Genomic DNA, 24597 nt, shown 5'->3' with positions numbered 1-24597 from the left:
TGGGACCCCGCAGAAGGGCCCTGCCAGCACGTTCCGCATCCGGCGCGCAATCGTGACCGGACAGCGCGCCGTTTCGCCCTAGACTGCCCGCGCGGCGGTTCGCGCCGCCGCGACCTGGACCGACGATCAGGGGGCACACGTGACTGGTGGGAACGCGATCCGGGGTAGCCGGGTCGGTGCAGGTCCGATGGGCGAGGTCGAGCGCGGCGAGACCGCACCCCGTCGGCGCATCCCGTTCTGGTGCGGGAACGGGCACGAGACCCGGCTGGTCCTCGCGAGCGAGGCCGAGGTCCCGGAGTTCTGGGACTGCCCGCGGTGCGGTCTGCCGGCCGGGCAGGACGAGGCCGCACCGCCGCCGGCTCCCCGCATCGAGCCGTACAAGACGCACCTGGCCTACGTGCGCGAGCGGCGCAGCGACGCCGACGGTGACGCGCTCCTGCAGGAGGCGCTGGACCGGCTCCGCGTCCGTCGCGGGGGCTGAGGGGCGTCAGCCCTGCGAGCGGGGCAGCTCGGCGGCCGCGGCCTGGTCGAGCAGCCACCTCGTCGCGCGGGTGCCGCGTACCCCGGCGGCCGGTAGCTCCTGCGGGTCGGCGCCGGCCAGTGCGCGGGCGACGGCGGCGGCCTTGCCCGCACCGGAGACGAGCAGCCAGACCTCCTCGGCGCTGTTGATCGCGCGGAACCCGAGGCTGATCCGGGTGGGCGGTGGCTTGGGGCAGTTCCGCACCGCGACCACCGTCCGCTCGTCCCGCACGGCGGGGGAGGCCGGGAAGATCGAGGCGGTGTGCCCCTCGGGGCCCATGCCGAGCAGCAGCAGGTCGAGCCGGGGGAGGACCTGCCCCTCCGGAGCCGCGGCGGCGAGCTGATCGGCGTACCACGTGGCGGCGTCCTCGGGTTCGGAGAAGTCGCCGTCGGAGGGCGGCATCGCGTGCACCCGCTCCGGCGGGACTCCCACCGCATCCAGCAATGCCGTGCGCGCCTGCTTCTCGTTGCGCTCGGCCTCGTCGGCCGGGACGAACCGCTCGTCGCCCCACCAGACGTCCACCGCGGTCCAGTCGACGGTCTCGCGCACCGGCTCGGCGGCGAGGCCGGCCACCCGTTCGAGGACGGCGATGCCGATGCCGCCGCCGGTCAGGACGACCGAGGCGGTGCCGTGCACCGCCTGGGCAGCGGCGAGCCGGGCGACGAGCGCCTCGGCGGCTGCGCGGGCCAGCCGGTCGGCGTCGGGCTCGATCACGACGTCGGGTACAGGTGCCCCGCCGTCGGCGGGTTCGGCCGAGGCGCGGTCGCCGGGGGAGGAGCTCACGAGGTCAGGGCTCCTTCGCCGGTCGTGGGGTCCGGGTCGCCGGCGGCGTCGCCGTCGTGCTCCCCGCTCTCGGCGACCTCGTCGGCGTCCTCCGAGTCACCCGGCACCGTGGGCGCCGAAGCCGGCCGCTGCTCGTCGTCGCCCTCGGGGGCGGCGGGGTCGAACCACACGAGCTCGCGGACCGCGGGCCGATCCGACAACCCGTGCAGGCCGGTGGCTGCCTCCAGGGCCTCGCTGTAGGGCTCGTCGGGATCGAGCCGGCGCAGCTCCTCGCTCAGCAAATCCCCGAGCGGCCGCTCGGGAAGGGCGACGGTCGAGTCCGGACGGAAGGGCTGCGAGATGAGCGCGCCGCCCCGGCGGTCGGCCCGGATCTCCACCTCCTCGTCCTGGTCCAGGGACAGCTTGACCGCGGCCACGCCGCTGGGCCCGGGGCTGCGGGTCGCCTCGGTGATGTCGACGGCGCAGCCGGAGCGCGAGGACAGCCAGCCGGCCAGCAGCCGGGCGGTGGCGTTGCGCGGATCCCCCTCGATCGTGCCGGTGAGCACGCGGACGGAGTCGCCACGCCGGCCGGACACCGAGTCGAGCGTGGAGGCGAGCGCCGAGCGCCAGCCGGTGCTGCGGGTCCAGGCCAGGTCGGAGTCGCCCGGGGCGTAGTCCTCGGCGCGCGTCCGCAGGCAGGCCAGCGGATCCTCGGCCAGGGAGCTGTCGGTGATCCGCCGGTCGGCGAAGACGCCGAGCGCGTCCCGGGCGATCCGTTCCGGTGGTACCCCGTGCCACCAGGTCACGACGGGGGCGTCGGCGGCCAGCAGCGGCAGCACGACCGACTCGGCGTGCAGGGCCAGCCGGCCGTACATCCGCATGACGACGGCCTCGCCCGGGCCGAGCCGGCCGCCGATCTGCACCTCGGCGTCCAGCCGGGGGCCGGGGGCGTCGATCTGCCGGCGCACCACGACGAGCACCCGGCAGGGGTGCATCTCCGCGGCGTGCGTCGCCGCCTCCTCCGCCTCGGTCACCCGGCTCTCCTCGGCGACGACGACGAGCGTCAGCGCCACGCCGGAGAGCACCGCGCCTCCGGTGCGCCGCTGGGCGGCCAGTTCCTTCACCACGGCCGATCCGGTGGTGTCCCACAGCGTCGTCACGGTGCCTCCTCGCTGGCGCTCGTCGGCACCGTCCCCATGGGTGCCCTGCTCCTGGATGACCTCGCACGCTCGGTCATCAGTGCCTCCTCCGATCGACTGGAGCGCGGGGTGCGGGCCTCACGGTCGCCGCCAGCGACGGCCTTCGGCCGCGAGCATGTCGTCAGCGGCCCGGGGGCCCCACTCGCCGGCGCGGTAGGGGTGTGGCTCGGTGCCCTGCCAGAACTCCTCCAGCGGATCGATGACCGCCCAGGAGGCCTCGACCTCGGCGTTGCGGGGGAAGAGCGTGGCGTCGCCCAGCAGGACGTCGAGCAGCAGGCGCTCGTAGGCCTCGGGGCTGGTCTCGGTGAACTGCTCGCCGTAGAGGAAGTCCATGGCGACGTCCCGGACCTCCATGACGCTGCCCGGCACCTTCGACCCGAACTTGAGGGTGACCCCTTCGTCCGGTTGCACGCGCACCACCAGCTGGTTGTTGCCCAGTTCCTCGGTGTCGGTGTCGGCGAAGGGCAGGTGCGGCGCACGCTTGAACACCAGCGCGATCTCGGTGACCCGGCGGGGGAGCCGCTTGCCGGTGCGCAGGTAGAACGGCACCCCGGCCCAGCGACGGGTCTCGACGCCCAGGCGGACGGCGGCGTAGGTCTCGGTGGTCGACTGCGGATCGACGCCCTCCTCCTGCCGGTAGCCGTGGGCGCGCTGCCCGGCCAGCCAGCCCTGCTGGTACTGGCCGCGGATGGCGAAGGAGCTCAGGTCCTCGGGCAGCGAGATCGCCCGCAGCACCTTGAGCTTCTCGGTGCGGATCTCATCGGCGGAGAACTCGACCGGCTCCTCCATGGCGGTGAGCGCCAGCAGCTGCAGCAGGTGGTTCTGCAGGACGTCACGGGCCGCTCCGGTCTCCTCGTAGAAGCCCGCTCGGCCGCCGATGCCGACGTCCTCGGCCATGGTGATCTGGACGGAGTCGACGTGGTGGCCGTTCCAGACCGGCTCGAACAGCTCGTTGGCGAACCGCAGCGCCATCAGGTTCTGGACGGTCTCCTTGCCCAGGTAGTGGTCGATGCGGAAGACGTCCTCGGCGCTGAACACCGAGTCGACCAGCTCGTTGAGCTCCCGGCTGGACGCCAGGTCGGTGCCGAAGGGCTTCTCCACCACCACCCGGCGCCAGCGGCCGGGGGTGTTCTCCGCCATGCCGGTCCGCTGCATCTGCTTGAGCACCGTCGGGAACATCGCCGGCGGGATGGAGAGGTAGAACGCGGCGTTGCCGCCGATGCCGTGGCTGCCCTCCAGCTCGGAGAGCGCGGCGGCGAGCTGGTCGAAGGCGTTGTCGTCGTCGAAGGAGCCCTGGACGAAGTGGACACTGCCGGCCAGCCGCTCCCAGACCTCCTCCCGCCACGGGGTGCGGGCGTTCTGACGGGCGGCGTCGCGCGCCAGCTCGGCGAACTCGGTGTCGCCCCAGTCGCGGCGGGCGAAGCCCAGCAGCGCGAAGTTGGTGGGCAGCAGCCCGCGGTTGGCCAGGTCGTAGACGGCCGGCAGGAGCTTCTTGCGCGCCAGGTCCCCGGTGATGCCGAAGACCACCAGTGCGCAGGGCTCGGGCACCCGGGGCAGCCGCCGGTCCCGCGGATCGCGCAGCGGGTTGGAAGTCATCGTCCGTCCTCGTGGTCGGAGTGACCCGCCGTCCCGGCGCGGGGTCGGACGGCGGGGTGGGGCAGGCGCGGATGGGAAGGGGGTTTCCCGACGGCGCAGTGCGCCGGCGGTCAGCCCAGTGCGGTGAGCAGCTGGCCGATGCCCGCCGCCCGGTCGGTGAGGTGCAGGTGGAGCAGTGGCCGACCCCGGTCGGCGAGCGCCTTGCGGTCGCCCGCCGCCTGCGCGGCCTGGAGCGTGCCGAAGCTGTACGTCCGGTCGGGCACCGGGACGTCCTCGTCGACCGCCCCGGTGAGCTGCAGGAAGGCGCCGACCTGAGGTCCGCCCTTGTGGTACTGGCCGGTGGAGTGGAGGAAGCGCGGCCCCCATCCGAAGGTCACCGCGTGCTCGGTCCGCCGGGCGAGCGCGGCCCGCACGTCGGCCGCGCGGGCGTCGCGGAGCCGGTCGAGGTATGCCATGACGGCCAGGTAGCCGCGGGGCGGGATGGACGCCAGCAGCGCGTCGAGGGCCAGCGAGAGCCCGTCGTGCGCGGAGAGGTCCACCCCCTCGAGCACCGGCGCGGTGCCGCGGATCTCCACCGCGCCGATCGTCGCCGCCGGCTGCTCGTCGGGCAGGCCGGCGGCGAGGAGCGCCGAGGTGTTCTCCTTGCTCTCGGTCACGTTGGGCTGGTCGAAGGGGTTGATCCCCAGCACCCGCCCGGCGACGGCGGTGGCGTACTCCCACCCGAGGAACTGGGCACCCAGCGGGCCGGACACGCAGATGGACGGCGGCTGCGCCGGTGCCTCGGCACCGACCAGCGCGAGCAGCACGTCGGGAGCGGAGGCCCCGGGCGCCTCCGGCGACTCCAGCACCACCGGCAGGATGCCGCGGCCCTCCTTGCCGGTGGACTCGGCGATCAGCTGCTCGGCCCAGTCGCCGAAGCCCTGGATCGGCGTTCCGGCGGCGTCGGCGAGGGCGAGCTTGTCGCGACCGGTGCGGAAGCCTGCGCCCAAGGCGATGCCGAGCTCCATGGCGGCGTTGCCCGGGTCGGCGAGCCGCTCGGCCAGCGCCTCGGCGTCGTCGACCAGCGCGGCCACGTCGGCCCCGGCCAGCGCCGAGGGCACCAGCCCGAACGCGGAGAGGGCGCTGTACCGGCCCCCGACGGTCGGGTCTGCCAGGAACACCGCGCGGGCGCCCATGGCCGCGGCCGTGTCGGCCAGCGGCGACCCGGGATCGGTGACGACGACGAACCGCGCGCCGATCTGCCTCTCGTCGAGACCCGCCCGGGCGAACGCGGCGATGAAGGCACGGCGCTGGCTCTCGGTCTCGACCGTGCCGCCGGACTTGGAGCTGACCACCACGACGGTGCGCTCCAGGTCGGTCATGGCCGCCATGAGCTGCCCGGGATCGGTGGTGTCGAGCACCACCAGGGGCACCGCCGCGGTACGGCAGATCACCTCCGGGGCCAGGGACGAGCCGCCCATGCCGCACAGCACGACCCGGTCCAGGCCCTCGGCGACCAGCTGGGCGCGGAGATCGGCCAGCTGGGTGACCAGCGACCGCGAGGTGGCCGGCAGGTCCAGCCAGCCCAGCCGGACGGCAGCCTCGCTCTCGGCGTCGGGACCCCACAGGGTCGCGTCCTTGCGGACCAGCCGCGCGGCGACGTCGTCCTCCAGGAGCTGGGCCCGTACCGCCTCGGGGACCTCCAGCCCCCTGCTGCTGACCCCGAGGCTCACGTGCCCTCCACGCCGGCGTTCGTCGGGCGCGTCAGCCGGGCTGCTGCGTCCCTCCGTGCACCCGCGGGCTCGTTCACGCCTTGTCCTCGAGTTGCTCGCGGACCGAGTCGGTGAGCTCGTCCCAGGAGTCGACGAACTTTTGCACGGCCTCCTCCTCGAGGACGCGGAAGACGTCGTCGACGTCCACGCCGGCGTCGCGGACCGACTGCATGACCGCGGCGGCGTCGTCGTACGACTTCTGCACCGGGGTGCCGGGAACCCCGTGGTCGGCGTAGGCCATGAGCGTCTTCTCCGGCATGGTGTTGACCGTGCCGGGCGCGATCAGCTCGCTGATGTACAGCGTGTCGGAGTAGTCGGGGTTCTTGACCCCCGTCGACGCCCACAGCGGGCGCTGCGGCCGGGCGCCCTTCGCCTCCAGCGCCCGCCAGCGGTCGGACGAGAAGACCTCCTCGTACGCCTGGTACGCCAGCTGGGCGTTGGCCACGCCGGCCTTGCCCTTGAGCGAGGCGTCGGCGCCGGCGGCATCGAGGCGCTGGTCGATCTCGCTGTCGACGCGGGACACGAAGAACGACGCCACCGACTCCAGGCCCGACAGGTCGGCCGCCGGGTCGTCGGCCAGCCGCTGCTCCAGGCCCGCCAGGTAGGCGTCCATGACCGCCCGGTACCGGTCGGGGCTGAAGATCAGCGTGACGTTGACGCTGATGCCGCGGGCGATGGATGTCGTGATGGCCGGCAGGCTGGCCTCGGTGGCCGGGATCTTGATGAACAGGTTCGGCCGGTCCACCAGCCACCACAGGTGCGCCGCCTCCGCGGCGGTGGCGTCGGTGTCGTGGGCCAGACCGGGTGCCACCTCCAGGGAGACCCGCCCGTCACCGGGCTGCCGCTCGGCCACCGGCCGCAGCAGGTCGCAGGCATCGCGGACGTCGGCGGCGGTGATGGTCCGCAGCGACTCCTCCACGCTCACCTTGCGGACGGCGAGGGCGTGCAGCTGGTCGTCGTAGGAGTCCGACCCGCTGACCGCCGCGGCGAAGATGCTCGGGTTGGTGGTGACGCCCACGACGGAGTACTCGTCGACCAGCGACTGGAGGTTCCCGCTGCGGATGCGGTCGCGCGAGAGGTCGTCCAGCCAGACGGCGACCCCCGCGGCCGACAGCTCGGCCAGGTTCTGGTTCTGTGGCATGAGAGTGCCTTTCGTGTGTGTCGGCGAACGTTCAGCGGTCACCGGTGGCCTGGGGGAGCCCGCCGGTGGCGGCGACGGGTCCGGTGGGGACGGCGGTACCGGAGCGGGCCGCCTCGAGGCTCTCGCGGGCGGCGGTCACGACGGCCTCGTCGGTCAGGCCGAACTCCTCGTAGAGCACGGAGTAGGACGCGCTGGCGCCGTAGTGCGTGAGCCCGACGATCCGGCCGGCGTCACCGACGAACTCGCGCCACCCCATGGGCACGCCCGCCTCGACGCTGACCCGGGCGCGCACCGAGGGCGGGAGCACCTCGTCCTTGTAGGCCTGGTCCTGGTCGGCGAACCACTCGACGCACGGCACGGAGACGACCCGGGTGGGGACGCCGTCGGCCTCCAGGCGCTCGCGGGCGGCCATGGCGATCTGCACCTCGGACCCGGTGCCGAGCAGGATCACGTCGGGGCTGCCGTTCGACGCCTCGGCGAGCACGTAGGCACCGCGGGCCACGCCGTCGGCCGAGCCGAACCGCTCACGGTCGAACACCGGCAGGTTCTGCCGGGACAGCAGCAGGCCGGCCGGGCGGTCGTTGTTCTCCAGGATGGTCCGCCACGCGGCGGTCACCTCGTTGGCGTCCGCGGGTCGCACGACGTCGAGCCCCGGCATCGCACGCAGCGCGGCGAAGTGCTCGATCGGCTGGTGGGTCGGGCCGTCCTCGCCCAGGCCGATGGAGTCGTGGGTCCAGACGTAGGTGACCGGCAGCTGCATGAGCGCTGCCAACCGGACCGCGCCGCGCATGTAGTCGGAGAACGTGAGGAACGTGCCGCCGTACACGCGGGTGCCGCCGTGCAGGGCGATGCCGTTCATCACCGCGCCCATGGCGTGCTCGCGGACGCCGAAGTGGATGGTGCGACCGAAGGGGCCGCCGGACCACATCTTGGTCTGCCGGTCGGCGGGCAGGAACGACGGTTCGCCCTCCACCGCGGTGTTGTTGCTCTCCGCGAGGTCCGCGGAGCCGCCCCACAGCTCGGGCAGCCGTGGGTAGAGCGCGGCCAGCACCTTGCCCGACGCCTTGCGGGTGGCCACGCCCTTCTCGTCGGCGGGGAAGGACGGCAGGTCCTCGTCCCAGCCCTCGGGCAGCCGGCGCTCGCGCATCCGGGCGAGGAGCGCCGCGCCCTCGGCGTTGGCCTGCTCCCAGGCGGCGAACCGCTCGTTCCACTCCGCGCGGGCGGCACGGCCCTTCTCCACGACCGAGCGGGTGTGGGCGAGCACGTCGTCGTCGACCTGGAAGGTGCGCTCGGGGTCGAAGCCGAGGATCTCCTTGGTGGCGCGGACCTCGTCGTCACCGAGCGCCGAGCCGTGGGAGGCGCCGGTGTTCTGCTTCGTGGGGGCCGGCCAGGCGATGACCGTCCGCAGCACGATCAAGGAGGGCCGGGTGGTCTCGGCCTTCGCGGCGGCGAACGCGGCGTCGACGGCAGCGAGGTCCTCCCCGTCGTCGACGTGCTGCACGTGCCAGCCGTAGGCCTCGTAGCGCTTGCCGACGTCCTCGGTGAAGGCGACGGTCGTGTCGTCCTCGATGGAGATCCTGTTGTCGTCGTAGACCAGCGTCAGGTTGCCCAGCTTCTGCGTGCCGGCCAGGGACGACGCCTCGCCGCTGACGCCCTCCTCCATGTCGCCGTCGGAGGCGAAGCACCAGATGGAGTGGTCGAAGAGGCTCTCGCCCTCGGGGGTGTCCGGGTCGAGCATGCCGCGCTCGCGGCGGGCGGCCATGGCCATGCCGACCGCGTTCCCGACACCCTGGCCGAGCGGGCCGGTCGTGGTCTCGACGCCCGGGGTGTGGTTGACCTCCGGGTGCCCCGGGGTCTTCGAGCCCCAGGTCCGGAGCGCCTTCAGGTCGTCGAGCTCGAGGCCGTAGCCGGAGAGGAACAGCTGGACGTAGAGCGTCAGGCTCGAGTGCCCCATCGAGAGGACGAACCGGTCGCGGGCGACCCAGTTCGGGTCGGTCGGGTCGTGCCGCAGCCACTTGTGGAACAGCAGATAGGCGGTCGGGGCCATGCTCATGGCGGTGCCCGGGTGGCCGTTGCCCACCTTCTGGACGGCGTCCATCGCCAGCACGCGAGCGGTGTCGATGGCCCGGCGGTCGAGGTCCCCGAAGCCCTCGGGGAGGGTCGGCTGGGGCTGCGACGGGTGGCCGGTGGGCGCGTCGGTCGCGGCCTCGGCCGGGGCCTCGGCCCGGGTGCTTCGCGTGTCCATTCGGTCGGTTCTCCCTCGAGGTAGGCCTGGCGTCGTGCCCGGGCGAGCGGCCGGGCGCCCGGGGGCGGGTCGGGAGCCGGGGGGCGTGACGACGTCGTCGGGTCGCCCCTACCCGTTCCACCGCCGGCAGCAACGTGATCAAGCCTAGCTATCGCAGGTCATGCCGTGCGGCTGCCGGCGAACCGCCCGGGGCTACAGTGGGGACGTTCCGCCCCCCGGTTCGAAGGGATCCCGTGGTGCCCTGCTGCCCGCGCGCGACCGCGCACGAGGGCACCCGGTGACGGCGCTGTCCGAGCGCCCCGCCGCCTCCGCTGCTCCTCTCCCCACCCGGATGCGTGCCCGGGTGGGCGCCTACGTCGGCCTCACCAAGCCGCGCATCATCGAGCTGCTGCTGGTCACGACCGTGCCGGCGATGATGCTGGCGGCGAGCGGCTGGCCGTCGTGGACGCTGCTGCTGTGCACCCTCGTGGGCGGCACCTTCGCCGCGGGTGCGGCCAACGTCTTCAACTGCTACTTCGACCGGGACATCGACCGGTTGATGCAGCGCACCCAGAAGCGGCCGTTGGTCACGGGGGCGGTCACCCCGCGGGCGGCGCTGGTGTTCGGCTCCGTGCTGACGGTGGCGTCGATCGTCCTGCTGGCCCTGACGACGACGGCGCTGGCCGCCGCTCTCGCCGCGGCCGCGATCTTCTACTACGCCGTGCTCTACACCATGGTGTTCAAGCGGCACACCCGCCGCAGCACCGAGTGGGGCGGCGTGCCCGGGGCCGCGCCGGTGCTCATCGGATGGGCGGCGGTCACCGGATCGCTGGACTGGCCGGCGGTGGTGGTGTTCGGGATCGTCTTCGCCTGGCAGATGCCGCACTTCTGGGCGCTGGCCATGCGGTTCAAGGACGACTACGCGCGGGCCGACGTCCCGATGCTGCCGGTGGTGACCACGCCGCTGTCCGTCGGCCGGCAGACCGTCGCCTGGAGCTGGGTGACCGTCGCCGTCTCGCTGCTGCTGTGGCCGGTCGCGGCCGACTACGGCATCGGGCTGGGGTACACCGTCCCCGCCGTCCTGCTCGGCGCCTGGTTCATCGTGGAGGCCCACCGGCTGCTCGGCCGCATCAGGCGGGACGTCGACACGAAGTCGATGCAGCTGTTCCACGTCTCGATCTCGTACCTGTCCTTGCTGTCGGTCGCGATCATCGTCGACGCGATCGTCTGACCCGCGGCTGACCCGGGACTGCGCGTGTGCGCCCGCGCCGGGTGATCGCACTCACGAGTCGGCCCGACTGCACACACTCGGAGCGGCCGTCCACAGATGTGGGAGGACGTCCCGCGCGGACGACCTGTTCGACAAGGTCGCATCGTGGCGTACGACCTCTCGACCCTGTTCGGTTCCGATGGCTGGGCGACGTGGGCGGAGCTCACCGACCGGATCGATCGCAGCACGCTCACGGCGTGGGTGGTCGCCGGAAGGGTGCGCCGCGTCCAGCCGGGGGTGTACGCGCTCCCCGACGTCGCCGACGACTGGCGCGTCCGTGTTCGTGCCGCGGTACGGGCGTGCGAGGGGGTGCTCAGCCACCACACGGCGCTCGCGCTCTGGGGTCTCCTCCCACCAGGAGGCCCGGTGCACCTGACCGTCGACCTGGCACGCAGCGGCAGGGGGCCGGCCGGTGTCGTGCTCCACCGCAGCCGCGAGGTCACCGACCCGCTCCGCCGGGTAGGCGGCCTGCCGGTCACCTGCGCCGAACGCGCGGTCGTGGACACCTGGGGGCGGCCGCACGGAGCGCCCCGGTCGGAACTCCGGGCTGCTGCGATCACCGCCGTGCGTCGACGGCTGTGCCTCCCGCGGCAGTTGGCCGGCGAGATCGAGCGGCGGCCGTGCCTGCCCGGGCGCGCGGCGCTCGCCGAGCTGGTCGGGCTCCTCGCGGACGGCTGCCAGAGCGAGCTCGAGATCTGGGGATGCCTCCAGGTGCTCCGCACGCCGGGAATGCCCCGGTTCACCCAGCAGCGGTCGGTCACCGTCGGCGGCCGGACCCACCGTCTGGACGCCGCCTACGACGACGTCCTGCTCGCCGTGGAGATGGACGGCGCCGCCTGGCACGGGTCGAGGGAGCAGCGGGAGCGGGACATCCGCCGCGACGCACTGCTCGCCACCGCCGGTTGGCAGACGCTCCGCTTCAGCTACCGCCGACTGACCGTCGAGCCCGAGGAGTGCCGCCGTGAGATCCGGTCGGTGCATGCCGCCCGGCGACGCCTTCTCCTCTCTGGTGTGCGCTGACGCCGGGTTCTTCACGTCCGGATCCGGCCTGGGCGCACACGCTGACGGCGTCGGGTCAGCGTGCGGCGACCGCCGGCTCGACGGAGGCGGTCAGCGGGGCCTCCGAGGCGGGCCCGCGCACCGACCACACCAGGCGCGCGGCGTACGCGGCGACCAGCACGGCGCCGAGCATGTGCAGCAGCACCAGCACGACCGGCAGGTCGGTGAAGTACTGGACGTACCCGACGACGCCCTGTGCCAGCTCGACGACCAGCAGGTCGCGGGCGGCCCGGCGGATCCGGCCGGGGGAGTCCGTGGCGTGCAGGGCCACGAGCAGCGCGACGGTCAGCCCGACGAGCAGGAACACCGCATCGGCGTGCAGGTGGCTGACCAGCTCGGCGTCGAGGCCGGTGCGGCCCGCCTCGAGGTCGCCGCTGTGCGGCCCGCTGCCGGTGACCACCGTGCCCATGACCAGGACGAGCGCGGCCGCCGCGGCGACGGCGCGCACGAGCAGCCGGAACGGACGCCCGACCAGCGGCTGTCCGGCCCCCGGCTCGCGGGAGCGCAGCCAGAGCACCGTGGTGAGGGCCACCAGCCCCATGGACACGAGGAAGTGGGCGGCGACCGTCCACGGGTTCAGCCCGGTGAGCACGGTGATGCCGCCGATGACGCCCTGCGCCGGGATGCCGAGGAACGCCGCCACGGCCAGCGGCCGCAGGTCGCGGCGGGCCGACCGGAGCACCACCACGACGAGGGCGACGGCCAGCACCGACAGGACGAAGGTCAGCAGGCGGTTGCCGAACTCGACCACGCCGTGGATGCCCATCTCCGGCGTGGTGACGAAGCTGTCGTCGGTGCACCGCGGCCAGGTGGGGCAGCCGAGCCCGGAGCCGGTCAGGCGGACGACGCCACCGGTCAGGACGATCGCGCCGTTGGCCAGGACGTTGGCGAGCGCGACCCGCGTGATCGTCGTGGGCGAGAAGGAGGCGGGCAGTACCGGCACGCACCGATGCTAGTTGACCGGCCCCGCTGCCCCCCGCGCCTCGCGAGCTCGCCGCGGGCCCTGCACCGGGGCCGTCGCGGGGGCGTGAGGCTGCTCACGAACGGCCCCCCGAGCGGCGGTTTCTTAGGTGGACCTTGCTTGCAGGGCTCTGGAAATAGGACACACTCGTGTTGTGGAATCCCTCGCGGCGCACCCCCGGCCGTCGGCGTCTGCCGACGACGGCCGCACGCGCGACCGCGTCTCCGCCCTGCTCCTCGAGCACGGCCCGCAGACCGCCACCGAGCTCGCCGGCCGGCTGGGCATCTCCCCGGCCGCCGTCCGCCGGCACCTCGACGCCCTGGTCGCCACCGGGCGGGTCGAGGAACGGCAGTCGCGAGAGGCCCACCGCGGTCGCGGCCGTCCGGCCCGCCGCTTCCACCTCACCGACGCCGGCCGCTCCGCCTTCCCGCACGCCTACGACGACCTGGCGCTGACCGCACTCCGGTTCGTCGCCGAGGCGGGCGGCCCCGACGCCGTCCGGGCCGTCGCCGAGAAGCAGCTGGCCGGTCTCGAGCGTCGCGCGTCCACCGCCGTGGAGAAGGCGGTCCGGGCGCGTCCGGGACAGCCGGTGGACCGGGCGCAGGCGCTCGCCGCCGCGCTCACCGCCGAGGGCTACGCTGCCACCGCTTCGGCGCTCTCCGGCGGCGGGCAGCTCTGCCAGCACCACTGCCCGGTGGCGCACGTCGCGGCGGAGTTCCCCCAGCTGTGCGAGGCCGAGACGGCGGTCATCGGCCGGCTCGTCGGCACCCACGTGCAGCGGCTGGCCACCATCGCCCACGGCGACGGGATCTGCACCACCCACATCCCGGGGCCGCTGGTGCCCGGGACCCGTCCCGGCAGCGGCCGGGAGCACATCCGCGCAGGGAACAGATCGGTCCCCGCGCGCCCTGTACTCGGTGAGCAGGGAGCGTCCCGGCCCGCCCGGGAGCGCACCGCCGCACCGTCCAGCACCACCACCCCCACGAACGACCGGGAGAGGACGCCCGCATGACCAGCATCCAGCAGCCTGCAGCGCCGCTGACGCAGGACGAGCAGATCGACCAGCTCGGCCGCTACGAGTACGGCTGGGCCGACGCCGACGTCGCCGGTGCCTCCGCCCGCCGCGGGATCGACGAGGACGTCGTCCGGGACATCTCGCGGCGCAAGAACGAGCCCGAGTGGATGCTCGAGCGCCGGCTCAAGGCGCTGAAGCTCTTCGAGCGGAAGCCCATGCCCGACTGGGGCTCGGACCTCTCCGGCATCGACTTCCAGAACATCAAGTACTTCGTGCGCTCCACCGAGGCCCAGGCCGCCTCGTGGGAGGACCTGCCCGAGGACATCAAGAACACCTACGACAAGCTCGGCATCCCCGAGGCGGAGAAGCAGCGGCTGGTCTCCGGGGTCGCCGCGCAGTACGAGTCCGAGGTCGTCTACCACCAGATCCAGAAGGAGCTGGAGGACCAGGGCGTCATCTTCCTCGACACCGACACGGCGCTGAAGGAGCACCCGGACCTGTTCCGGGAGTACTTCGGCTCGGTCATCCCCTCCGGTGACAACAAGTTCGCGGCCCTGAACACCGCCACCTGGTCGGGTGGCTCCTTCATCTACGTGCCGAAGGGCGTGCACGTCGACATCCCGCTGCAGGCCTACTTCCGGATCAACACCGAGAACATGGGCCAGTTCGAGCGGACGCTGATCATCGTCGACGAGGGCGCCTACGTGCACTACGTCGAGGGCTGCACCGCGCCGATTTACAAGTCGGACTCGCTGCACTCCGCGGTCGTCGAGATCATCGTCAAGAAGAACGCGCGCTGCCGGTACACGACCATCCAGAACTGGTCGAACAACGTCTACAACCTGGTCACCAAGCGGGCCGTGGCCCACGAGGGCGCGACCATGGAGTGGGTCGACGGCAACCTCGGCTCCAAGGTGACGATGAAGTACCCGGCCGTCTGGATGACCGGCGAGCACGCCAAGGGCGAGGTCCTCTCGATCGCCTTCGCCGGCGAGGGCCAGCACCAGGACGCCGGCGCCAAGATGGTGCACGCCGCCCCGCACACCTCCTCGACGATCGTGTCGAAGTCGGTGGCCCGTGGCGGTGGCCGCACCTCCTACCGCGGCCTGGTCCAGGTCGACGAGGGCGCCTACGGCTCGAAGTCGACGGTGAAGTGCGACGCCCTGCTGGTCGACACGATCAGCCGGTCGGACACCTACCCCTACGTCGACGTCCGCGAGGACGACGTCGCCATGGGCCACGAGGCGACCGTCTCCCGGGTCAGCGAGGACCAGCTGTTCTACCTGATGAGCCGCGGCCTGTCCGAGGACGAGGCCATGGCCATGGTGGTCCGCGGGTTCGTGGAGCCGATCGCCCGCGAGCTGCCCATGGAGTACGCCCTCGAGCTGAACCGGCTCATCGAGCTGCAGATGGAAGGTGCCGTCGGCTGATGTCGGCAAGTCCTGAGAACACCAGCACGACCGACCTGACGACGGTCCCGGCCACCCTCGCCTCGGAGCTCTTCGCTCCGGGCGTGGGTGCGCAGGCCGGACCGCCGACCACCCCGGCCGAGGGCACCGGCAGCGCCGGCCAGGCGGCTCCGGGCGCGCACTCGCACGGCGGCCCTGCGCCGACCGGCTCGCCGGCGGAGCGGTTCACCTCCACCGACCCGGACGCCTTCGGCGTGCCCACCGGCCGCGAGGAGACCTGGCGCTTCACGCCGATGAAGCGGATCCGTCCGCTCCTGGACGGCGCTCCGTCCGACGCGCACCTGACCTGGATCACCGACCTGCCCGAGGGCGTCGAGCTGATCCACGCCGAGGCCGGCGACCCGCTGCTCAAGGGGCTGCCCGACCCGGTCGACCGGCTGGCCGCGCTCGCGCGGCAACGCAGCGGCGGCGCCGCGGTCGTCCGGGTGCCCGCGGAGGCGCAGCTGGACCGCCCGGTCACCCTCGGCCTGGCCGGCACCGGCTCCGACGAGGTCGTCTGGGGCCAGCTGGTCGTCGAGGTCGGCGCGTTCGCGAAGGCGACCGTCGTCCTGGATCACACCGGCCTGGCGCGCTACGCCGGTGGCGTCACCGTGCTCGCCGGCGACAGCGCGCACGTGACGCTGGTGTCGGTGCAGGACTGGGCACCCGGCGCGGTGCACGGGGCTCAGTACGACGCCGTCGTCGGCCGGGACGCCTCGTTCAAGCAGGTCGTGGTCACCCTCGGCGGTGACCTGGTCCGCCTGGTCAGCAACGTGCAGTACGCCGGCCCGGGCGGCTCCGCGGAGCTCTTCGGCGTCTACTTCGCCGACGAGACCCAGCACCAGGAGCACCGGCTCTGGGTCGACCACGCGGTGCCCAACTGCACCAGCAACGTGCTCTACAAGGGCGCGCTGCAGGGCGAGAGCGCCCGCACGGTCTGGATCGGCGACGTCCGCATCCGCCCCGCGGCCACCGGTACCGAGACCTACGAGCTCAACCGGAACCTCGTGCTCACCGACGGCGCCCGCGCCGACTCGGTGCCGAACCTGGAGATCGAGACCGGCGAGATCGTCGGCGCCGGCCACGCCAGCGCCACCGGCCGGTTCGACGACGAGCAGCTGTTCTACCTCTGCTCGCGCGGCATCGACGCCGAGACCGCCCGCCGGCTGGTCGTGCGCGGCTTCTTCGCCGATGTCGTCCAGCACATCGGCGTGAACGAGCTGCAGGACCGGCTGATGGCCTCCATCGACACCCGTCTGGGCGCGCTGCCGGGCCTGGACGAGCAGCCGGTCGAGGTGGCCTGACCATGGCGTTCGAGCGGGTCTGCGCGCTGTCCGACGTCCCGGAGAACGGCTCTCTGAGGGTCGAGCTCGCGGACATCGACGTCGCCGTCGTCCGGTTCGAGGGCCAGGTCTACGCCCTGGAGGACCGGTGCTCGCACGCCGACGTCCCCCTGACCGATGGCGACGTCGAGACCGTCGACGGCGCTCCCACCATCGAGTGCTTCCTGCACGGGTCGTGCTTCGACCTGCGCACCGGCGAACCCACCAACCTGCCGGCCACCGAGCCGGTCGACGTCTACCCGGTCCGCGTGGAGGGAGAGGACGTGCTCGTCGACACAGAAGCAAGCGCTGTGTCCGACGACGTCCTTCCCCACGCGGCCGGTGAATGAAGGAGCGAGAAGAGAAGTGTCCGTTCTGGAGATCCGCGACCTGCACGTCAGCGTGGGCGGTGACTCGCCCACCCACCCGGACGCCAAGGAGATCCTCCGCGGCGTCGACCTGACCGTCCGCTCGGGCGAGACGCACGCCATCATGGGCCCCAACGGGTCGGGCAAGTCGACCCTGGCCTACTCGATCGCCGGCCACCCCAAGTACACGATCACCGGGGGCACCGTCACGCTCGACGGCGAGAACGTGCTCGAGATGAGCGTCGACGAGCGCGCCCGCGCCGGCCTGTTCCTCGCCATGCAGTACCCGGTCGAGGTCCCCGGCGTCTCGGTGTCGAACTTCCTCCGCACCGCCGCCACCGCCGTCAAGGGCGAGGCGCCCAAGCTGCGCACCTGGGTCAAGGACGTCAAGACCGAGATGGCGGGCCTGGAGATGGACTCGGCGTTCGCCGAGCGCAACGTCAACGAGGGCTTCTCCGGCGGTGAGAAGAAGCGCCATGAGATCCTGCAGATGCGGCTGCTCAAGCCGGCCATCGCGATCCTCGACGAGACCGACTCCGGCCTCGACGTCGACGCCCTGCGCGTGGTGTCCGAGGGCGTGAACCGCAGCCGCGAGGACAGCGACGTCGGCGTCCTGCTGATCACGCACTACACGCGGATCCTGAAGTACATCAAGCCCGACTTCGTGCACGTGTTCGTCGCCGGCAAGGTCGTCGACGAGGGCGGCCCGGAGCTGGCGGCCAAGCTCGAGGACGAGGGCTACGCGTCCTACGTCAAGGCGTCCGCGGAGGTTGCCCAGTCATGACCCAGACCGTCTCGCGTCCCGGTGCCGGGGCGCCGGAGGTGCCCCTGCCGCTGGACGTCGAGGCGATCCGGGCGGACTTCCCGATCCTGACGCGCACCGTGCGCGACGGGAAGCGGCTGGTCTACCTCGACTCCGGAGCCACCTCGCAGAAACCGCGCCAGGTGCTCGACGCCGAGCGCTGGTTCTACGAGAACGTCAACGCCGCGCCGCACCGGGGAGCGCACCAGCTCGCCGAGGAGGCGACCGGTGCCTACGAGGCCGCCCGGGCGAAGATCGGCGCGTTCATCGGTGCACCCGAGAACGAGATCGTCTTCACCCGCAACACCACCGAGGCGATCAACCTCGTCGCGTACGCGCTGTCCAACGCGGTCACGGCCAAGGAGCCGGAGTTCCGCACCTACGCGGTCGGCCAGGGGAACGAGATCGTGGTCACCGAGATGGAGCACCACGCCGACCTCATCCCGTGGCAGCAGCTGTGCGAGCGCACCGGGGCGACCCTGCGCTGGCTCGGCCTCACCGACGACGGCCGGCTGGACCTCTCGAACCTGTCGGACGTGGTCAACGAGCGGACCAAGCTGGTCGCGGTCACCCAGCAGTCGAACATCCTCGGCACGATCAACCCGCTCGAGGAGATCGTCGCCCGGGCCCACGAGGTCGGTGCCCTGGTGCTGGTCGACGGCGCGCAGTCGGTGCCGCACCAGCCGGTCGACGTCACCACGCTGGGTGCGGACTTCCTGGTGTTCTCCGGCCACAAGATGCTGGGGCCCACGGGCGTCGGTGTCCTCTGGGGCCGCTACGAGGTGCTGGACAAGCTCCCGCCCTTCCTCACCGGCGGCTCGATGATCGAGGTCGTGCGCATGGAGGGCAGCACCTTCATGCCGCCGCCGCAGCGCTTCGAGGCCGGCGTTCCCATGACCGCCCAGGTGATCGGGCTCGGCGCCGCCGTCGACTACCTGCAGGCCCTCGGCATGGACACGGTCGAGGAGCACGAGAAGGTGCTCACCGGCTACGCGCTGGCGAAGCTGGCCGAGATCCCCGGCGTCACCGTGATCGGCCCGGCCGACACCGTCGCCCGCGGGGGAGCCATCTCGTTCACCGTCGAGGGCATCCACCCGCACGACGTCGGCCAGGTGCTCGACGACCTCGGCATCGCCGTCCGGGTGGGGCACCACTGCGCCTGGCCAGTCGTCCGGCGCTACGGCGTGCCGGCGACCGCGCGCGCGACGTTCTACGTGCACACCGGCTACGACGACATCGACGCGCTCGCCGACGGAATCCGGGAAGCCCAGCGGTTCTTCGGTGTTGTACCCGGCGAGGTGAGCTAGTTGCAGCTGGAGTCGATGTACCAGGACATCATCCTGGACCACTACAAGAACCCGCACGGACGCGGTCTGCGCGACCCGTTCGACGCCGAGGTCCACCACGTCAACCCGACGTGCGGGGACGAGGTCACCCTGCGGGTCAAGCTCGACGGCGACACGGTCGCCGACGTGTCGTACGAGGGCATGGGCTGCTCGATCAGCCAGGCCTCGGTGTCGGCGATGTACGACCTGGTGGTCGGCAAGCGCGTGACCGAGGCCCTGGCGACCGGGGAGCACTTCATGACCCTCATGCAGGCCAAGGGCGACCCGTCGGTCGCCGAGAAGCTCGAGGACGAGCTGGAGGACGCCGTCGCGTTCGCCGGTGTGTCCAGGTACCCAGCGCGCATCAAATGCGCGTTGATGAGCTGGATGGCGTTGAAGGACGCGTCCGCCCGAGCGGTGTCGGCCGCCCAGCCCACCGCCGCTGCGCCTGCCGCCCACCCCGCCACCCCGACCGGAGGTCAGACAGCATGAGCGAGACCACCGAGAACGCCACCCCGGCCACCGACGGCGCGCCCGGCGACCTGCCTGCCTACAAGTCCGCGCTGCTGGAGGACCTCGAAGAGGCCATGCGCGACGTCGTCGACCCCGAGCTGGGGGTCAACGTCGTCGACCTCGGCCTGGTCTACGGCCTCGACGTCGACGACAGCAACGTCGCGATCATCGACATGACGCTGACCTCGGCGGCCTGCCCGCTGACCGACGTCATCGAGGACCAGGCGCGCCAGGCCCTCACCGGTGGCCCCGGCCCCGGCCTGGTCGACGACATCCGGATCAACTGGGTCTGGATGCCGCCGTGGGGCCCGGACAAGATCACCGACGACGGTCGCGAGCAGCTGCGCGCCCTCGGCTTCCGCGTCTAGACCGACCCCCCGCCGATCAGGGGGCTGAGCTCGTCACGCAGTGTCCCTGGAACGGGCATTCCGCCGCCCGGAATGCCCGTTCCAGGGACATCGTCGTCTCCGGGCCGGGGCTCACCTGAGGTCGGCGAGGCGGGCGGCGAAGCCGGCGACCGGGGCGCGCTCACGCCGCATGCCGATGAGCAGCAGCGCGGTCCCCACGACCAGCGCGGTGCCCACCGGCCACGGCAGCGCGCGCACCGCGAGCCCCAGGGCCAGCACGAGCGTCGAGAGCGCCCCGACCAGCAGCGGCGCGCGGATGCCGGCGCGGGCACCGGCCACCATCGCGACCGCCGCCACGGCCAGCACCAGCACCCCGCGCGGTGCGTCGGGGGAGAGGACGGCGAGCGCGGTCGACGGTGCTGCCGCCGTCACCAGGCCCGGCCCCCACGACGGCCAGGACGCCTCGCGCACCAGCCCGCGGCCGGCCGCCAGCAGCAGCCCCGCGGCTGCGGGCAGGGTGTAGGCCTCGACCGTGGCCGTGCCACCGAGCGCCGCCGCGATCCACGCGGCGAGCACCAGCTGGGCCGCACCCACCCGCCAGGCGGCCGAGGCGTCGTCCTCGGTGCCGGCGTCCCGGCGCGCCGCGCGCCCGGTCCACCCCGCCCGCGCCAGCGTCGCCGCGCCCTGCACGGTCAGGTGGACCAGGACCTGTCCCCGCTCGCCCTCGGCCACCAGGAGCAGCACGGCCAGGGCGGCGACGGCCGCGGCGGCGAGCACGGTGGCCCGCCGGGAGTCGCGCTCGAGGGCGGCGGCCGTACCGAGCGAGGCCACGTAGAGGACGGTCAGCAGCACAGCCGCGCCGGCGGGGGAGGCCCAGCCGTCGGGCAGGCCCAGGAGCGCTGCGCCGGCCAGGCAGCCCACCGCCGTCGGAGCCGCCACCGGCCGGTCGTCGGGGCGCAGCGCCGCGACCCACACCGTCGGGGCCGCCGTCAGGAGCAGCAGCAGCGCCAGCGCCGACCAGTGGGCGCCCGCGACCAGGCGACCGATCGACGACGCAGCCAGCAGCACGCCGCCGGACAGCGCCACGGGCAGGAACAGCCCTCGGCGCCACCCCGACAGCTCACCGGCCGCCACCGCGGCGACCAGGACGCCGGCGAACCCGGCCACCGCGACGGCGACGGGCCCGCCGGCGGAGGAGGAGCCGGCGACGGCGACGCCGGTCACGGCACCGCAGACGACGGGGACCAGCCGGGGCGGGCCGAGCAGCACGTCGAGCGGCTCCCGCAGCCGCGCCAGCAGCAGCCCCCCGGCGGCACCTGCCATCAGCGCGGCGGCCGGCCACCGGTCGCCGGCCCCCGCCGTCCAGGCCTCGGCCAACCCGGCCAGCACCCCGGCGGCGAACCACGGGGCGGTCGTGGCCATCACCACCCGCGCGACCAGCGGCCGGCCGAACAGCGCCACCGCCAGCCCGACGAGCGCGACGGCCAGGACGAACTCGGTGCGCAGCAGTTCGGGCACCGACCCCAGCACGCGCAGCACCGTCACCTGTAGGCCGGCCCACGCCGCCAGCGGCCACGCCGCGGTGGCGGGGGAGAGGCGGGCGACCGCCAGGAAGACGCCGGTCAGGGCCAGCGGCAGCAGCGGATCACCGGTGCGGAGGGCGCCGCCGATGTCGCTCGCCGCCAGCGCCAGGCCCGCCGCGCTGGCCGCGAACGTCTCGGCCGAGCTGCGCAGCCCCGCCCGGTCCGCCCGGACCGAACCCGCGGCGGCCGCGACGGCGAGCACCAGGAGCGCCCCCCGCACGAGCGGACCACCGTAGGCCGACGCCAGGGTCGCGCCGGCGCTGACCAGCAGGACGGCGCCCACGGTCAGCAGGACCTGCGGCGGGTGCGCCGCGTACGGGAACGGGGGCACCGACGGCGGCGCCGCCGGCTGCGTCGGACGCGTCCCCGGGGTCACCGCAGCACCGTGCCCGCGGCGATGCCGCCCGAATCACCGGCGAACCGTTCGGAACGGGGCCGAGAAGCGCCTACCCTGGGTGCAGTGATCACGACGACGGGCCTGGAGCTGCGCGCCGGCGCCCGCATCCTCCTCAGCGAGGCCAACCTGCGGGTGCAGCCGGGTGACCGCATCGGCCTGGTGGGGCGCAACGGTGCGGGCAAGACGACGACGCTGACCACCCTCGCCGGGGAGCGGCTGCCGCACACCGGCAAGGTCGAGGTCAGCGGCGAGATCGGTTACCTGCCGCAGGACCCGCGCAGCGGCGACCTCGACATCACCGCCAGCGACCGGGTCCTGTCCGGCCGCGGCCTCGACGTGATCCGCAACCAGATGGTCAAGGCCCAGGTGGCCATGGCCGAGCCGGCCGACGACGCCGAGCGCGACAAGGCCGTCCGTCGGTACGGGCGCCTGGAGGACCAGTTCGCCGCCCTCGGGGGGTACGCCGCGGAGAGCGACGCCGCCCGCATCTGCACCAACCTCGGCCTGCCCGACCGCGTCCTGGCGCAGCCGCTGCGGACCCTGTCCGGCGGGCAGCGGCGCCGGGTCGAGCTGGCCCGCATCCTGTTCTCCGACGCCGAGACGCTGCTGCTCGACGAGCCGACCAACCACCTCGACGGCGACTCGATCACCTGGCTCAAGGGCTTCCTCTCCAGCCACAAGGGTGGCCTGATCGTCATCAGCCACGACGTCGAGCTGCTCGACGCCGTCGTCAACAAGGTGTGGCACCTGGACGCCAACCGGGCGACCGTGGACATCTACAACCTCGGCTGGAAGCCCTACCTGGCCCAGCGGGAGACCGACGAGCGCCGCCGCAAGCAGGAGCGGGCCAACACCGAGCGGAAGATCGACACGCTCAACGCCCAGGCCGACAAGATGCGCGCCAAGGCCACCAAGGCGAAGGCCGCCAAGAGCATGGACAAACGGGCCGAACGGCTCGCCGCCGGGCTGGCCGACGTCCGGGTGCAGGACAAGGTCGCCAAGCTGCGGTTCCCGACGCCCGCGAACTGCGGCCGGACCCCGCTGACCGCCGAGGGCCTGTCGAAGAGCTACGGCTCGCTGGAGATCTTCACCGACGTCGACCTCGCGGTGGACAAGGGCGCCCGCGTCGTCGTCCTCGGGCTCAACGGCGCGGGCAAGACCACCCTCCTGCGGATGCTGGCCGGCACCGAGAGCCCGGACACCGGCGAGGTCAAGCCGGGGCACGGGCTGCGGATCGGTTACTACGCGCAGGAGCACGAGACGATCGACATGGACCGGTCGCTGCTGGAGAACATGCGCTCCGCGGCCCCGGACAGCACCGACACCGAGCTGCGGCGGATCCTCGGCGCGTTCCTGTTCTCCGGCGAGGCCGTCGACCAGCGGGCCGGCACGCTCTCCGGCGGTGAGCGCACCCGGCTGGCCATGGCCACCCTGGTCGTCTCCGGCGCCAACGTGCTGCTGCTCGACGAGCCGACGAACAACCTCGACCCGGCCAGCCGGGAGCAGGTGCTGGAGGCGCTGCGTACCTACGCCGGCGCCATCGTGCTGGTCACCCACGACGAGGGCGCGGTGCGGGCGTTGAACCCCGACAAGGTCATCATGCTGCCCGACGGCACCGAGGACGCCTGGAGCGAGGACCTCGCCGACCTGGTGGAACTGGCCTGATACATCGTCGGCCTCCAGCCGACACCGCGGCCGGGTGCCGTCCCCCTGCGCGTGCCGCGTGTCCGTGACCTTCCTGGGGGACCCTCCGGGCCCCGCTCGGCAGGTCACCTTTCGCATGGCCGACGTCCCGCGTCTGGGTGATCATGGGTTCGAGGGAGCCGTGGTCGACGGGACGGCGGCACCACGGCGACAGCCAACAACGGGTCGCCGCGCGCCCGGCATCTCTGTGCCGGTGGGCGGTGGCCGACACGGAGGGGAGCCATGGCCGACACGAGCACTGCGGACCTCGGCAAGGGCAAGCGGATCACCGGCGGAGACCGGTCCACGCTCGCCGACGAGCTGCGCAAGCGGTACGACGAGGGCGAGAGCATCCGGTCGCTGGCCACCTCCACGAACCGGTCCTACGGCTTCGTGCACCGGCTCCTGTCGGAGTCCGGGGCCTCGCTGCGCAGCCGCGGCGGGGCCAACCGGAATAGCAAGAAGGCGTGATCGCAGACCTCTCCAGCTCTCCGTCCGGGTCCGGCTTCGTGCGGACGAGCCGCGACGGCGCCGTCCTCACCGTCACGCTCGACCGCCCGGACCAGCTCAACGCCCAGACGCCGGCCACCTGGTCGGCCTTGGCCGACGTGGGCGCCTCGCTCGACGACGACGTCCGCGTCGTCGTCGTGCGTGGCGCGGGCCGGGCCTTCTCGGCCGGCCTGGACCGGAGCATGTTCGACACCTCCTCCACCACGCACGGCGGGCTCGGCGAGCTCGTCCGCCTGCCGGTGGAGGAGGCGCAGGAGCGCATCCGCGCCTACCAGGCAGGCTTCCGCTGGCTGCGCTCGTCGGGCGTCGTCTCGATCGCCGCGGTGCAGGGGCACGCCATCGGCGCGGGTGCGCAGCTGGCCCTCGCCTGCGACCTGCGGGTGTTCGCCGAGGACGCCCAGCTCCGGCTGCCGGAGGTCACCCTCGGCCTGGTCCCCGACCTGACCGGGACGAGCACACTGGTCGAGCTGGTGGGCTACTCGCGAGCGTTGGAGCTGTGCCTGACCGGCCGCGCCGTGAGCGCGGCGGAGGCCCGGGCGATCGGCCTGGCCACCGCGGTCGTGCCGGGGACGGAGCTGGACGACGTCGTCGGCGACCTCACCGCCGCCCTGCTGGCGCCGCCGGCCGGGGCCAGCAGGGCGACCGCGGCGTTGGTGCGATCGGCCGTGCGCAACGACTTCCCGACCCAGGACGCGGCGGAGCGGGCCGCCCAGGTGGAGCGCCTGCACGACCTCGCCGGCGGTCGCTGACGGTCGGCGGAACAACCGCCGTCGCGCCGCGGTTGGACGATCCGCCGGGTCG

Annotated in this window: 22 protein-coding genes; 14 read left to right on the top strand and 8 right to left on the bottom strand. The window is 73.2% G+C overall.

The genetic code is table 11. The features are described 5' to 3' along the window. Positions 1–139 precede the first annotated feature (139 nt). Positions 140–481 (top strand): RNA polymerase-binding protein RbpA, encoded by a 342-nt coding sequence (locus ABC795_RS10870; RefSeq protein WP_347057200.1) that lies wholly within the window; start codon positions 140–142, stop codon positions 479–481. A gap of 6 nt (positions 482–487) precedes the next feature. On the opposite strand, the gene pgl is transcribed toward ABC795_RS10870, so the two are convergent. The 6 genes from pgl to tkt form a co-directional block, all read right to left on the bottom strand. Next, a complete protein-coding gene (pgl, locus tag ABC795_RS10865; protein ID WP_347057199.1) occupies positions 488–1303 on the bottom strand; it encodes a 6-phosphogluconolactonase in 816 nt (271 codons plus the stop codon). Beyond that, complete coding sequence (locus ABC795_RS10860) at positions 1300–2442, bottom strand: glucose-6-phosphate dehydrogenase assembly protein OpcA (RefSeq protein WP_347057198.1); 1143 nt, start codon at positions 2440–2442, stop codon at positions 1300–1302. The genes pgl and ABC795_RS10860 overlap by 4 nt, the downstream gene beginning before the upstream one ends. Before the next feature lie 117 nt (positions 2443–2559). Then, complete coding sequence (gene zwf / locus ABC795_RS10855; protein ID WP_347057197.1) at positions 2560–4077, bottom strand: glucose-6-phosphate dehydrogenase; 1518 nt, start codon at positions 4075–4077, stop codon at positions 2560–2562. A 110-nt stretch (positions 4078–4187) separates the two neighbouring features. After that, positions 4188–5789 carry a glucose-6-phosphate isomerase gene (locus tag ABC795_RS10850; RefSeq protein WP_347057196.1) on the bottom strand — a complete coding sequence of 534 codons (1602 nt, stop codon included), beginning with the start codon at positions 5787–5789 and terminating at the stop codon, positions 4188–4190. A gap of 73 nt (positions 5790–5862) precedes the next feature. Beyond that, on the bottom strand, positions 5863–6969 hold the full coding sequence (gene tal, locus ABC795_RS10845; RefSeq protein WP_347057195.1) for a transaldolase: 1107 nt from the start codon (positions 6967–6969) through the stop codon (positions 5863–5865). A 31-nt stretch (positions 6970–7000) separates the two neighbouring features. Further along, the gene (tkt, locus tag ABC795_RS10840; protein WP_347057194.1) at positions 7001–9214 is read right to left on the bottom strand and encodes a transketolase; all 2214 of its coding nucleotides are present in this window, start codon (positions 9212–9214) and stop codon (positions 7001–7003) included. Between the two features lie 277 nt (positions 9215–9491). Here tkt and ABC795_RS10835 point away from each other — a divergent pair, with 277 nt between their 5' ends. Together ABC795_RS10835 and ABC795_RS10830 are read left to right on the top strand one after the other, a co-directional pair. After that, on the top strand, positions 9492–10424 hold the full coding sequence (locus ABC795_RS10835; RefSeq protein WP_347057193.1) for a heme o synthase: 933 nt from the start codon (positions 9492–9494) through the stop codon (positions 10422–10424). 144 nt (positions 10425–10568) lie between these two features. Further along, positions 10569–11483, top strand: coding sequence for a DUF559 domain-containing protein (locus ABC795_RS10830; protein ID WP_347057192.1), 915 nt, complete (start codon positions 10569–10571; stop codon positions 11481–11483). Between the two features lie 55 nt (positions 11484–11538). On the opposite strand, the gene ABC795_RS10825 is transcribed toward ABC795_RS10830, so the two are convergent. Then, positions 11539–12465 (bottom strand): COX15/CtaA family protein, encoded by a 927-nt coding sequence (locus ABC795_RS10825; RefSeq protein WP_347057191.1) that lies wholly within the window; start codon positions 12463–12465, stop codon positions 11539–11541. A 172-nt stretch (positions 12466–12637) separates the two neighbouring features. Between ABC795_RS10825 and ABC795_RS10820 the strand changes: the two genes are divergently transcribed. The 8 genes from ABC795_RS10820 to ABC795_RS10785 are packed head-to-tail and all read left to right on the top strand — an operon-like array spanning position 12638 to position 19644. After that, complete coding sequence (locus ABC795_RS10820; protein ID WP_347057190.1) at positions 12638–13495, top strand: metalloregulator ArsR/SmtB family transcription factor; 858 nt, start codon at positions 12638–12640, stop codon at positions 13493–13495. Then, the gene (gene sufB / locus ABC795_RS10815) at positions 13492–14928 is read left to right on the top strand and encodes a Fe-S cluster assembly protein SufB (RefSeq protein WP_347057189.1); all 1437 of its coding nucleotides are present in this window, start codon (positions 13492–13494) and stop codon (positions 14926–14928) included. Before ABC795_RS10820 ends, sufB begins: the two co-directional genes overlap by 4 nt. Further along, positions 14928–16250 (top strand): Fe-S cluster assembly protein SufD, encoded by a 1323-nt coding sequence (sufD, locus tag ABC795_RS10810; protein ID WP_347057188.1) that lies wholly within the window; start codon positions 14928–14930, stop codon positions 16248–16250. Before sufB ends, sufD begins: the two co-directional genes overlap by 1 nt. A 2-nt stretch (positions 16251–16252) precedes the next feature. Next, on the top strand, positions 16253–16618 hold the full coding sequence (locus tag ABC795_RS10805; RefSeq protein ID WP_347057187.1) for a non-heme iron oxygenase ferredoxin subunit: 366 nt from the start codon (positions 16253–16255) through the stop codon (positions 16616–16618). A 16-nt stretch (positions 16619–16634) separates the two neighbouring features. Further along, positions 16635–17420, top strand: a complete 786-nt coding sequence (sufC, locus tag ABC795_RS10800; RefSeq protein ID WP_347057186.1) for a Fe-S cluster assembly ATPase SufC — start codon at positions 16635–16637, stop codon at positions 17418–17420. Beyond that, positions 17417–18745: a cysteine desulfurase gene (locus tag ABC795_RS10795; protein ID WP_347057185.1), complete on the top strand. Its 1329-nt coding sequence runs from the start codon at positions 17417–17419 to the stop codon at positions 18743–18745. Before sufC ends, ABC795_RS10795 begins: the two co-directional genes overlap by 4 nt. Then, on the top strand, positions 18746–19255 hold the full coding sequence (sufU, locus tag ABC795_RS10790) for a Fe-S cluster assembly sulfur transfer protein SufU (protein WP_347057184.1): 510 nt from the start codon (positions 18746–18748) through the stop codon (positions 19253–19255). Next, entirely contained in the window at positions 19252–19644 is a 393-nt protein-coding gene (locus ABC795_RS10785) for a metal-sulfur cluster assembly factor (RefSeq protein ID WP_347057183.1), read from the top strand. The genes sufU and ABC795_RS10785 overlap by 4 nt, the downstream gene beginning before the upstream one ends. A 111-nt stretch (positions 19645–19755) precedes the next feature. Here the strand turns inward: ABC795_RS10785 and ABC795_RS10780 are convergent, their stop codons facing one another. After that, complete coding sequence (locus tag ABC795_RS10780; protein WP_347057182.1) at positions 19756–21582, bottom strand: hypothetical protein; 1827 nt, start codon at positions 21580–21582, stop codon at positions 19756–19758. Between the two features lie 84 nt (positions 21583–21666). On the opposite strand from ABC795_RS10780, the gene ABC795_RS10775 reads away from it, so the two are divergent. From ABC795_RS10775 to ABC795_RS10765, 3 genes are all read left to right on the top strand, one after another. Beyond that, positions 21667–23268, top strand: coding sequence for an ABC-F family ATP-binding cassette domain-containing protein (locus tag ABC795_RS10775; RefSeq protein ID WP_347057181.1), 1602 nt, complete (start codon positions 21667–21669; stop codon positions 23266–23268). Positions 23269–23529: 261 nt separating this feature from the next. Beyond that, positions 23530–23757 carry a helix-turn-helix domain-containing protein gene (locus ABC795_RS10770; RefSeq protein ID WP_347057180.1) on the top strand — a complete coding sequence of 76 codons (228 nt, stop codon included), beginning with the start codon at positions 23530–23532 and terminating at the stop codon, positions 23755–23757. Continuing rightward, positions 23754–24545 carry an enoyl-CoA hydratase/isomerase family protein gene (locus tag ABC795_RS10765; RefSeq protein WP_347057179.1) on the top strand — a complete coding sequence of 264 codons (792 nt, stop codon included), beginning with the start codon at positions 23754–23756 and terminating at the stop codon, positions 24543–24545. The genes ABC795_RS10770 and ABC795_RS10765 overlap by 4 nt, the downstream gene beginning before the upstream one ends. Positions 24546–24597: the final 52 nt, after the last annotated feature.

The sequence above is a fragment of the Blastococcus sp. HT6-30 genome, assembly GCF_039729015.1.
GTDB lineage: Bacteria > Actinomycetota > Actinomycetes > Mycobacteriales > Geodermatophilaceae > Blastococcus.
Note: the sequence above shows the minus strand (reverse complement) of the source record. Positions and strands in the feature narration are given on the sequence as shown.